This is a genomic window from Bacillus sp. FMQ74 (assembly GCF_001875785.1).
GTDB classification, from domain to species: domain Bacteria; phylum Bacillota; class Bacilli; order Bacillales; family Bacillaceae; genus Bacillus; species Bacillus stercoris.
The window spans coordinates 1-12,038 of the sequence record NZ_MOEO01000003.1; the positions used below are offsets into that span (position 1 = coordinate 1).

7 protein-coding genes and 1 pseudogene are annotated in these 12,038 nt (G+C 35.6%); 7 read left to right on the top strand and 1 reads right to left on the bottom strand.

Translation table 11 applies throughout. The features are described 5' to 3' along the window. The 4 genes and pseudogenes from BLL41_RS06875 to tagH form a co-directional block, all read left to right on the top strand. Positions 1 to 419, top strand: a pseudogene (locus BLL41_RS06875) (glycosyl transferase family A); the annotation flags it as partial. A gap of 134 nt (positions 420 to 553) precedes the next feature. Continuing rightward, complete coding sequence (locus tag BLL41_RS06880) at positions 554 to 3,256, top strand: poly(glucosyl N-acetylgalactosamine 1-phosphate) glucosyltransferase (RefSeq protein ID WP_071577274.1); 2,703 nt, start codon at positions 554 to 556, stop codon at positions 3,254 to 3,256. 171 nt (positions 3,257 to 3,427) lie between these two features. Beyond that, the gene (gene tagG, locus BLL41_RS06885) at positions 3,428 to 4,255 is read left to right on the top strand and encodes a teichoic acids export ABC transporter permease subunit TagG (RefSeq protein WP_014665585.1); all 828 of its coding nucleotides are present in this window, start codon (positions 3,428 to 3,430) and stop codon (positions 4,253 to 4,255) included. Between the two features lie 19 nt (positions 4,256 to 4,274). Next, positions 4,275 to 5,858: a teichoic acids export ABC transporter ATP-binding subunit TagH gene (gene tagH / locus BLL41_RS06890; protein WP_071577275.1), complete on the top strand. Its 1,584-nt coding sequence runs from the start codon at positions 4,275 to 4,277 to the stop codon at positions 5,856 to 5,858. A 38-nt stretch (positions 5,859 to 5,896) separates the two neighbouring features. Here the strand turns inward: tagH and galU are convergent, their stop codons facing one another. Continuing rightward, a complete protein-coding gene (gene galU / locus BLL41_RS06895; protein WP_003227944.1) occupies positions 5,897 to 6,775 on the bottom strand; it encodes a UTP--glucose-1-phosphate uridylyltransferase GalU in 879 nt (292 codons plus the stop codon). 341 nt (positions 6,776 to 7,116) lie between these two features. On the opposite strand from galU, the gene BLL41_RS06900 reads away from it, so the two are divergent. From BLL41_RS06900 to BLL41_RS06910, 3 genes are all read left to right on the top strand, one after another. Beyond that, positions 7,117 to 8,481: an alpha-glucosyltransferase N-terminal domain-containing protein gene (locus BLL41_RS06900; RefSeq protein ID WP_071577276.1), complete on the top strand. Its 1,365-nt coding sequence runs from the start codon at positions 7,117 to 7,119 to the stop codon at positions 8,479 to 8,481. Between the two features lie 34 nt (positions 8,482 to 8,515). Beyond that, the gene (locus BLL41_RS06905) at positions 8,516 to 10,036 is read left to right on the top strand and encodes a glycosyltransferase (RefSeq protein WP_071577277.1); all 1,521 of its coding nucleotides are present in this window, start codon (positions 8,516 to 8,518) and stop codon (positions 10,034 to 10,036) included. 75 nt (positions 10,037 to 10,111) lie between these two features. Continuing rightward, positions 10,112 to 12,022 (top strand): glycosyltransferase, encoded by a 1,911-nt coding sequence (locus tag BLL41_RS06910; protein WP_071577278.1) that lies wholly within the window; start codon positions 10,112 to 10,114, stop codon positions 12,020 to 12,022. Positions 12,023 to 12,038 lie beyond the last annotated feature (16 nt).

Sequence of the window (12,038 nt, forward strand, 5' to 3'; positions counted from 1 at the left end):
TGCCTATGTACTATAAAGAGTTTATGTTTAATCTATTGGAAGCAAATACAGTAACTCTTGAAAACATAAAAAAAGAAAAAGTACTACAAAGTTCATGTACTATTACTTCGATCAAAATAAAAGGGCTTAAACTTGAATTAACAGGGCACTTTATTAATCAATACTATGAGATGCAAGAAAATGATTGGATATATATAAAATATTTTAATAGATTAAAAAAGTGCAAGCGTAAAGAACTGGAAAGAACAATTGAAGTGTGGGGATTTAAATTACGAGATTTTAGATATGCCGGTTTTATTGTTGAAATACCAATTTGGGCCTGTGCTTTTGATTTTGTCCTAAAAACACCTAATGATGTTTTAGACCTTAATCGTGTCAATATTTTTAAAAGTTTGCTTACAAAGATTTTTAAAAAATAGCAAGGAATGCTTTCAATTCATTTTACTACAGTAAATTATTGTTTTTCAAAAATTTAACACTCTATATTTTAATTGTTTTATCTTATTTACCCGGATTCTTTTATATATAAACATTTTGTTAGGAGTAATCTTTTATGAACGAAAAGAGTTTTAATTATGATTTCAGTGTTATAATGCCGATTTATAATGTTGAGTTGTATCTGACTGATGCTATAGAAAGCGTTATTAACCAGACGGTTGGTTTTGAGAATATTCAGTTAATACTTGTGAATGACGACAGCCCTGATAAAAGTGAAATTATTTGTAAAGAATATGCCCAAAAATATCCCAATAACATTATATATGTGAAAAAACAGAATGGCGGAGTGAGCAGTGCCCGAAATTATGGATTAAAGTATGCTGAAGGTAGATATATTCAATTTTTGGATCCAGATGACTTAGTTTCAAAAGAAACTTTCGAAAATGTTTTAAATTTCTTTGAACAACATAAGAATGAAATTGATATTGTAGCAATTCCTATTTTTTTTGAAGAAGGAAGAACGGGAGAACATAATCTAAATAACAAGTTTTCTTGTACAAGAATATTGGATGTGGAAAAAGAACCACAGTATATATTAACCCATTGCTGTTCTACATTTATAAAAAAAGAAGCCTTAAAAAATATCAGATTTGATGAAAACTGTAAAATAGGTGAAGATGCAAAGCTAGTCAATTTAATTATATCGCGAAAGAAAAAATATGGGCTGGTTAAGGAAGCCAAATATCACTATAGAGTCAGAGAAGATGGATCTTCTGCCATGCAAACAGCTAAGGCTAATAAGAATTGGTTTAACCATTCACTTAACACCTTCTCCAAGAGTTTAATTGATATCACAAAGAATCATGAACAGAAAATACCGTTGTTTCTTCAATATATGGTTATGCATGATTTGAAATGGAAATTATTGATCAAGGATATTAGTGAAACACCCCTAGATGAAGATGAATACCAAGAATTTATAACGTTGATTCGAGAAGTGCTATCGTATATTGACGACGATGTCATAATTGATACACAAAGTGTAAGCCATTTTTATCTGTATCATGCTTTGAAAATAAAGCACGGTGAAAATTATAGTAAGTATGTATATGAAAAAGAAACTGAACAAGATTATTTTTTATATAGAGAAGATGAAGTTGTTTCGAAATTATCGAATCAAACTCTAACTATTGAGATTTTAGAAGAAAATAAGGATTCTGTTCATATTGAAGGATTTTGGAGCTCTCTCTTTAATTCTAAAGGCTTTAATTTTTATGCTAAAATTGGAGAAACAAAAATAAAAGCAAAGAAAATAAAAAGAAGTCATAACGATTATATAAGTTTAGGAGAGGTAATAAAAAAATATCCTGGTTTTTCTATAGATATTCCCAAAAGCTATCTTGCTGGCAATCACCATATTGAATTTTTTATAGCTAAAGGTAAAAAAAGAAAAATGGCAAAGCTTCGATTCTTTAAGTATTCAGGTTTGTCAAATGACCTATTTAATGCTTATGCAGCTAAAAAGGATTATATCTTTTATTATAATTATAAAAAATTAATGTTCGAAAAAAACAATGTAAAAAATAGATTTATAAAAGAGTTTCGTTTCTTAAAATCCCTTCATAAATCAGGGGGGAAATCAAAAAAACGAAAATCAGCGATTAAGAAGGCACTTGTGGCAAGAATAGCACACCATGTTTTCACTATTTTTAATAGGAAACCAGTATGGTTATTCATAGACAGACAAGACAAAGCTGATGATAATGCCGAGCACCTCTTTAAATATGCAATCAACAAGAATGATGGGGTAAAAAAATACTTTATAATAAAAAAAGATAGCAAGGATTACGACAGAATTAAAAAATACGGAAAGGTTATACCATACAGATCTTTTAGACATAAAATTTTAACCTTATCCTCTTCCAAAGTAATATCGACACATGCAGATATATGGGTTGTAAATCCATTTTTCAATATGGAGATTTATTTTAGAGATTTATTTAATTTTGAGTTTGTCTTTTTACAGCATGGAATAACAATGGCAGATCATTCTGAATGGTTAAATAAATACAGCAAGAATATCAAATTATTAGTCACTTCAGCGAAACCTGAATACCGGTCTATTGTAAAAGGGAATTACAATTATAAAAGAGAAAACATCTTTTTGGGCGGATTTCCGAGATACGATAATCTTACGAAGAGTGAAGGGGAAAAGCAGCTTTTAATAATGCCGACTTGGAGAAAAGATATTGTATTACCGAAAGATCAGGCAAAAGGAGTAAGACCGTACAACCCCAAATTTAAAGATAGTGAATACTTTGTTAGGTACAATGCCTTGATTAATGATGAGCGGCTAATCGAATTTGCTAAGAACAATAATTATAAAATAACTTTCTTCCCGCACCCAGACATTCAGCAACAGATTGAGGACTTTGAAAAGCATGAGTATGTGGAGTTTGCCGACTATAACAGCAGCTATCAAATGTTATTTAATTCTTCTAATATAATGATTACTGATTTTTCATCAGTTGCGTTTGATTTTGCATACGAGAAAAAGCCTGTGATCTATTATCAATACGAAAAGTCATACCATTTTAAACTTGATTACTATGATTATAAAAAAATGGGGTTTGGTGATGTAATAGAAGATCATAATAGCTTAGTTGATAAAGTTATCTATTATATGAAAAACAATAGTCGTATGGAAGAGAAGTATAGAAAAAGAGTAGATAACTTTTTTGCATATACTGATAAAAATAATAGGAATCGTATTTATAAAGCTATTTTGGAATTAGATAATAATAAAGTTGCTAAGTGAGTTTAATTAGCCCTATATTGACACTTTAATGTAAAGAGAAGTTCTGCGGGACTTCTCTTTACTTTTTAAAAGTGAAAAAAACCTCAATATCTGTTACAATATTCACCGGTGCTTTCAAATTTCTTTAACCGAAAGATCCAAAAAATCATTTAAGTCTAAGGAAGATAAACAATGAATGCATTAGTAAGAATCGTAAAAGAGCAAGTGACATCGTTTCCTTTAATTTTGCGCTTAGCTTCGTATGAGACAAAGTCTCAGTATCAGATGAATTATCTTGGCGTATTATGGCAGTTTCTCAATCCTCTCATTCAAATGCTGGCGTATTGGTTTGTATTTGGTATGGGGATTCGTAACAGCAAGCCAGTCATAACAGGTATTGGAGAAGTGCCTTTTATTGTTTGGATGCTGGCTGGTTTGATCCCGTGGTTTTTTATTAGCCCGACGATCCTCGATGGATCAAACAGTGTATTTAAACGTATCAATATGGTTGCGAAAATGAATTTTCCGATCAGTTCACTGCCTTCTGTCGTGATTGCTTCAAATTTATTTAGTTATTTTGTAATGATGGGTGTTTATGTCATTGTCCTTTTAGCAAGCGGTGTTTACCCTAGCTTGCATTGGATACAATATATTTACTATTTAATCTGCATGATTGTGTTTATGTTTTCATTTAGTTTGTTTAACTCTACAATCAGTGTGCTTGTCAGAGATTATCAATTTCTGCTGCAGGCCGTAACGAGATTATTGTTCTTTTTACTTCCGATTTTTTGGAATATCTCAGAGCAGCTCGGGAAAAACCACCCGAATCTTCTGCCTGTGCTTAAGCTGAATCCGATTTTCTATCTGATAGAAGGATTTAGGAACAGCTTCTTAGACGGAAAATGGTTTTTCCAAGACATGAAGTACACGCTGTACTTCTGGCTGTTCACATTCCTTTTATTGTTGGTAGGTTCTATCCTGCATATGAAATTCAGAGACAAGTTTGTTGACTTTCTTTAATACGTAAGGAGATTGTACGATGAAACTAAAAGTTTCGTTTCGAAATGTTTCAAAGCAATATCATTTGTATAAAAAACAATCGGACAAGATTAAAGGATTGTTTTTTCCGGCTAAGGATAATGGTTTTTTTGCTGTGCGGAATGTCTCCTTTGACGTGTATGAGGGAGAGACAATCGGCTTTGTAGGGATAAATGGATCAGGGAAATCGACCATGTCTAACCTGCTGGCTAAAATTATTCCGCCGACCAGCGGTGAAATTGAAATGAACGGCCAGCCGTCGCTGATTGCGATTGCTGCCGGTTTAAATAACCAATTAACGGGCCGGGACAATGTCCGGCTTAAGTGTTTAATGATGGGGTTAACCAATAAAGAAATTGATGATATGTATGACAGCATTGTGGAATTTGCCGAAATTGGCGATTTTATTAATCAGCCGGTTAAAAACTATTCCAGTGGTATGAAGTCGCGTCTCGGTTTCGCGATTTCCGTGCATATTGACCCTGACATCTTAATTATTGACGAAGCGCTCTCCGTAGGGGACCAAACGTTTTATCAGAAGTGTGTAGACAGAATAAATGAGTTTAAAAAGCAAGGAAAAACCATTTTCTTTGTCAGCCACTCGATCGGCCAGATTGAAAAGATGTGTGACCGCGTCGCTTGGATGCACTACGGCGAGCTACGGATGTTTGATGAAACAAAAACGGTTGTGAAAGAGTATAAAGCATTTATTGACTGGTTTAATAAGCTGTCGAAAAAAGAAAAAGAGACATATAAAAAAGAGCAAACGGAAGAGCGGAAGAAAGAAGATCCTGAAGCGTTTGCCCGTTTCCGCCAAAAGAAGAAAAAGCCGAAATCACTGACTAATGCGGTTCAAATTGCTATTTTGTCTATCCTGACTGTATTTATGGCAGGAACGATGTTCTTTAATGCCCCGCTTCGTACAATTGCTTCGTTTGGCGCTATCCCGCAAAATGAAGTAAAGAATCATCATGGCAATGCAAAGGGCAAGTCAGAGGAACGCTTAACTGCAGTCAATAAGCAAGGGTTTATAGCAAATCAAAAAGCCCCTGCTTATAAGGATCAAGGTTTAAAACAGAAGGCTGACGTTACACTGCCATTCGGTACAGAGGTGACGGTAGCTGCAAAGGGCAAACAAGCAGCGAAAATAAAGTTTAACGGACAGTCTTATTTTGTGAAAAAGAGCGCTGTTGCAACTAACATGAAACATGCTAAATTGCATGCTGCTGTCTTTACGCCTTATGTCTCGCAAAACGCAGCATCTTCCTATGAATACTTTCTGAAATTCCTGGGAGACAGCAGAACCAGCATTCAATCGAAATTAAATGGATATACTGAAGGAAATACAGCTGACGGCAGAAAAACGTTAGATTTTGATTATGAAAAAATCAGCTATGTACTGGAGAATGATAAAGCATCAGAGCTTATTTTTCATAACATTTCTCCTATCAACCCGGCGTCACTATCCTTGAGTGATAGCGATGTATTGTATGACAGCAGCAAGAAGCGTTTTCTTGTGAATACAGCTGATCAGGCTTTTGCAGTTGATAATGAAAAGCATACACTGACTTTGATGTTGAAATAAAAAAAGGCTATTGGATGAATGTCCAATAGCCTTTTTGTTTAGATTTCTTCTTTGTTTAGTAAACCTTCCATAAATGGAACGAGCTGATCGCGAAGCTCTTTATCCTGCATCGCAAACTCAAGAGTGGTTGTGATAAAGCCTAGCTTTTCACCAACATCATAACGCTTGCCTTCAAAATCGTAAGCAAACACTCTTTGAATTTCATTCAGTTTTTGAATGGCGTCTGTGAGCTGAATTTCTCCGCCGGCGCCAACCTGCTGCTCCTCTAAGTACATGAAGATCTCAGGCGTGAATACGTAACGGCCTAAGATGGCAAGATTAGAAGGTGCTGTGCCTTTAGGCGGTTTCTCAACGAAGTTTTTCACCTGATAACGGCGGCCTTCACTTGTCAGCGGGTCAATAATGCCATAGCGGTGTGTTTCTTCTTCGGGCACCTGCTGAACTCCGATAATAGAAGAAAGTGTTTTTTCATATTCATCCATTAATTGGCGCAACCCTGGTGTTTCAGCCTGAACAATATCGTCTCCAAGCAGTACCGCGAACGGCTCATCGCCGATAAAGTTACGCGCGCACCAGACAGCATGTCCGAGACCTTTAGGTTCTTTTTGGCGGATATAGTGAATGTCAGCCAGGTTAGAAGCCTTTTTCACTTTTTCAAGCAGCTCAGTTTTTCCTTTTTCTTCTAGGTTTCTTTCAAGCTCAGGAGAGTAATCAAAATGATCCTCAATCGCACGCTTGCTTTTTCCTGTTACGATAATAATATCCTCAATACCGGCTTCAACAGCTTCTTCAATTATGTATTGAATGGTAGGTTTATCAACGATAGGAAGCATTTCTTTCGGCATTGCTTTTGTAGCCGGCAAGAATCTCGTTCCGAGACCTGCGGCAGGGATTATGGCTTTACGTACTTTTTTCAATTTCAAAGCACCTTCCTTAAGAACAGATTTAGGGTCACTCTTTTGAATGCTGAGTATTTAAAATGTTTAAGTTTCTTTTCTCATCAATACCCTATTTTCATTCTGTTAAACACATTTAATCATATAAGAAAAACCAATATTAAACAAGAGTCAATTCAGTGACTTTGGGGTCGAGGAAATACAAAAAATATCATCAATTGATAGATAAAACAGTTTCAACTGATCCGGTATTTCAAGAAATATAACAGCTTCTTCATCTCTAGAGCCTGCTCAGCAAAAGTGATATAATGTAGTTCTGAAAATATGACGTACGAATTTATTTGAAAGGTATTAAATAGACGATGACGATTAAGGTTTCTACTCCTAAATTAGCATATGTTTGTCAAGAGCTGAATGATGCAAAAAAGTTTAATATCACTACTAACGATTGGAATTATCCAATGGAAATTGTCACTTTACATCATGAGCCCAATGGACCTTCTTCTTTTAAAGATACTGCTGTTATTAATATGTACAGCTACTTTAAAGGTTCTGAACCTCAGAAAGATAAAATCAAGCATCCGATTGAACAAGACGGTTTAACATATATTCAAGAACCAAATAAGCCAATTTACCGCTATTACAATAATGGACGTTATATCAAATATCAAAGGTTTACAGCATCAGGAGAACTTGCTGTTATTGACTACTTTAATGAAAGCAGGCAAAGATTTAAAAGGGAAGAATATGATTCGTCTGGATATGTACACAGCTTAATGTACATGGATCTTGAGACTAACAAACCGAAGCAGCACCTTTATTTAAGGGCAGATGGCACTTGCTATATGACAAAATGGTATAAGAATGATGGAACAACTGAAAAAATTGTCATTTTCGACGAAAAAGAGAATATAGTCAGTGTATTGTATTCAGAAAATGAACTTTCCCGTTATTTTCTAAGCAGCGTAATAAAGGAAACGGATTATTTATTTTTAACTTCTGAAGTCAAGTTATATACAACACTAAAGTCTCTTTCAGTTGAATATTCTTCCATGTATCTAGGTTTTATAGAGACGAATGAGATGTTGGAAAACCCTGAAAAGGAAATAGGCCACCTTGATGCTTTCGTGGTTCCTTCCTTGAAGCGATATCATGACATAATGAAAAGTACGGGGCCACGCACAAACATTTATTACGTTTCTGAAGAGCCGTTTACCCGCAAGCGTTTTGTGGACAAACTCATTGATCAGGTGCCATTTAATAATCAATTGAAAGATATGAATGTTGAGCTGTTAACAGTTGAATGGCAGTCGAAATCTGATTTATATTTGTCAGCCAAGGTTAAATTTAAAGGCGACGTTCCGCCCCATTCTGTTGGCCGTCATAAAATGTATTGGAAGTTAAAAAATAAGAAGAGCGGCACTGAGAGCACATTTGACGCAAAAGTAAACAGCGAGGAAGAACTGACATTTACTGCAAGTGGTATACTTCGTGTTCACTCTGTATTAGATCAGTTGTCCACTCTTGAATTGTATCTCTGTTCTGAGTGGGATAATAGCTTCTTTGCATCCGGTGTGCGAATAACCAATCAAAAGGAAATTCCATTATCAAAACAAAGTATTTCGGGCTGGCAAATTCATTTGGCAGAAGAAAATGATGATTTGCATGTTCAGACAGCCGAGGGATTTCGGAGAAAATTAATGAGACGGCTGTTTGTAAAAAAATAGCAGACAAGGTTTTACCAGAAGAAGGAGCTTGAAGATGAGAAGGATCTTTTCACTAATATATGAAATAGACATTGAAAAAGGCGGCATTACAAGCTCTATGATGTCAAGATCTTTTACATTTGCGGAGCGCGGCCATAAAATCGATTTGGTCACACTTGATTATAAGGATAATTATGATCAGATTGAAAAAGTGCTGAAGAGCGCTGGAAGGCTGCATGCTGATGTAAATATCCTCAATATTTATGATGACTATAAAAATCAGCATAAGCATATAAAAATCGGGGATGCACAACAAAGATATTTTGATCAAAATCGTAATCGCTTTGAAGAGCCATATGCCGTGTATCATAATGAGGAAAAATTAGAAACGGAATACTTTAAGAATGGTTTATATATGAAAAAGAAAAAATGGGATGAGTCAAATAACCTTTTATATGTAGATCATTTCAATGAAAATATGCAAATGACAAAGCGGGAATTCTTTCATGGCGGTTATGTAAATAAAACTGTGATTTTCGATACAAGAAGCAGAAAAATCAATCAAATTCACTACACAGCACCCGACGGTTTCTGTTATTTAACAGAATGGTACCATTTTAAAACAGGAGCCAGTCAAGGTGTTATGCTGTTTGGCCGTGATGAAAAGGAAGCTGTGTTTTTTAAAAACAAGCACCAGTTTCATACACATTGGCTTGAAACGTTATGTAAGAAAGAAAAGGACCCTATTATCATCTGTGACGGAGTCGGAAGTGCTTCAAAAGTAAATGAAATGCGTGCAGGATTGGCAAAACGATATTACTGTGTTCACTCAAATCATTTAGATTATCCTTATATGGTAGGCAGCAAAGTTCGAAACAATCATCAATATGCGATGGAGCATATTAAGGATTATGACGGGCTGATCGTATTAACGAATGAACAAAAAGAAGATATCATGAAGGATTTTGAGTCGAACAATAACATTTTTGTTATTCCTCATGCACCAAGAAGGCTTGAAAAATTACAAACTTATGAAAAAAAGAAAAACGAGTTTGTCATGGTGGCCAGATATCATGAGGAAAAAGGGATCGATAAGGTCATAAAAGCAATGGGAATCGTAAAAAAATACCGGCCGGATATTGTCCTTAATATATATGGCAGCGGTCCCGGCCACGAGGAATACCAGCAATTGATCGATGATCTCAAGTTAGATAATGTACATTTAAAAGGGTATGTCGCAAATCCAGCTCCATTTTATCAACAGGCGCTTGCCACATTATTAACATCAAAATTTGAGGGGTTTAGTCTTGCCATTTGTGAATCGTTTTCGTGCGCAACCCCTGTTATCAGTTTTGATGTGAAATACAGCCCAAGAGAGCTCATAAAAGAACACGAAACGGGAATGCTTGTAGAACCTGATGATATTGAAATGCTGGCTGAAAGTATCATTTATTTGTACGACAACCCTGAGAAAGCCATTCAATATGGAAAAAACGCAAAGAACTTAATGGATACTGAATATAGTGAAGCCCGATTATTTGAAAGATGGGAAGAAGTATTTGAAATGACGAAATAGTGCTTTTTTATACTGTTTTTGTTCATTATATGAGCTTTTGTGAATGAAATAGAAGCGGATAAGGATAGAGGTGTCATGGTGAAAATTACTGCAGCAGTACCCACATACAACTCAGAACATTTTATCTCCCGCTGCCTGGATAGTCTGGTACAACAAACCATGCCGAATAATGAGTACGAAATTATTTGTGTAGATGATTGTTCTCAGGATGGCACGGTTTCAATATTAAAAAAGTACAGTGAACAGTATTCTAATATAACGGTTATAGAACGAGAAAAAAACTCGGGAGGGCCGGGAGAGCCGCGAAATCAAGCGATACGTGCCGCGAACGGTGAATACATTTTTTTTATTGATTCCGATGATTATGTAGGAATCGAAGCGTTTGAGAGAATGTATCAATTTGCAAAACAGCACGATTCAGATATTGTGCTTGGAAAAATGGTTGGTGTAAACGGCAGATCGGTCCCGCAAGCTATTTTTAAGGAAACAAAACCTGAGGCGGATCTTGTAAAATCTCCGCTTGTTTACTCAATCGGACCGACAAAACTTTTTAAAGTCTCTCTGCTTAGAATGCATGACATATATTTCCCCTCTAATATACAGGCTACGGAGGATCAGGTATTTGTCATGCAAGCCTATTTAGAAGCGGACAAAATTTCTGTCTTGGCCGATTATGATTATTACTATGCTGTACAGCATGACGGTGAGCATATGACGTTTGCATACGTTGCGCCTCAAAGCTACTATGGCGCAATGAAGGTAATCATAGATATGATTCGTAATAGCCGTCTTTCTCATAACCGCAAAATGAAGTTTTTGGCGAAGTTTTTAAATCGTCATTTTGATTTTTCTAGAACAACGGACTTTACCGTAACAATTGAGGATGAACAAGAGCAGCAAACATGGATGACAGAGCTTCATCATTTTGTTGAACAAAATATACCACGGGAAATTGATAAGCTTGTTCATTCTCATACGCGGTTAAAATTATACTTTGTACGCAATAATGACCTAAAAGGCTTAAAACAGTTTGAAGCTGATAAAGAAAATATGATCCACTATACGTTAGTTAAAAATGGTCATATCATAGCAAATTACCCCAGCCTTATCCCGTATCATTTAACAGAGAACGAACGGATCATTGATGACAGAAACAAAATCAGTCATTACGTGAGCGAATTTCAAATGAAGGACAACACTTTCACATTAAGAGGGTCGGTTACCCACACGGCTTTACAACCAGAGCAACAAGCAATGCAATCTTTATTCGGCATTTGGGTGCACCGTGATAGAAAAACTGAAAAAATTATTTCTCCGGTGTATGCCAAGGACGGGGAATTTGAATTTCTCACGAAGTTTACTGATTTGGCCGTTAATGAAGAAGATATTGGAGTTTGGGACTTCTTTATTGAATCAGAGATTGACGGTTATAAAAAACGCGCCCGAATTGGCAGCAGCAGAGAAAAATATCCCTATTCAAAGCATGCTAAATATATTGGGAATAACGGGGAATATGCTTTCAGCGCACGGCCGTACTTTACTAAAACCTATGATAATTTATCGGTGGATATCCGAAAGCAGGAAGTTCTGAAAGTCGAATTCAGAAATAATGATTCGGACCAGCATTTAACGTTCATCTTTCCTGGAAGCCAATTGTTTTTTCCGAAGCAATCCTTATTATTGGTTGAGTGTAATAACCAAGAGTTTTTAATACCAATAAAAAATCAAATCAGTTCAGCTGATGGGACAGTGATACAGGTTGATCGGAATCTCGTTGAGCAAAAGTTTGCCCCGGCTTATTTACAAAACACCAATATTGTTTTATCCATTAATTCATATAAAACAACATTGGTTCCGAAAAAGGATGTCAGTGTATACTTTTGCAGTAAAAATATTGAAAAAAAGCTATGGTGCTTTAAAATAAAGAAGAAAGTAGACCTATTTATACAATCGGATCAATCAAAATTCTATCTAACAGCCCGTTAAACAAAGAAACCAGGTG

Bases quoted from the DNA above. Each gene is read 5' to 3' on its own strand.
- tagG (WP_014665585.1), top strand. From the start codon at position 3,428: ATGAATGCATTAGTAAGAATCGTAAAAGAGCAAGTGACATCGTTTCCT.
- BLL41_RS06900 (WP_071577276.1), top strand. From the start codon at position 7,117: ATGACGATTAAGGTTTCTACTCCTAAATTAGCATATGTTTGTCAAGAG.
- BLL41_RS06910 (WP_071577278.1), top strand. From the start codon at position 10,112: ATGGTGAAAATTACTGCAGCAGTACCCACATACAACTCAGAACATTTT.
- BLL41_RS06905 (WP_071577277.1), top strand. From the start codon at position 8,516: ATGAGAAGGATCTTTTCACTAATATATGAAATAGACATTGAAAAAGGC.
- tagH (WP_071577275.1), top strand. From the start codon at position 4,275: ATGAAACTAAAAGTTTCGTTTCGAAATGTTTCAAAGCAATATCATTTG.
- BLL41_RS06880 (WP_071577274.1), top strand. From the start codon at position 554: ATGAACGAAAAGAGTTTTAATTATGATTTCAGTGTTATAATGCCGATT.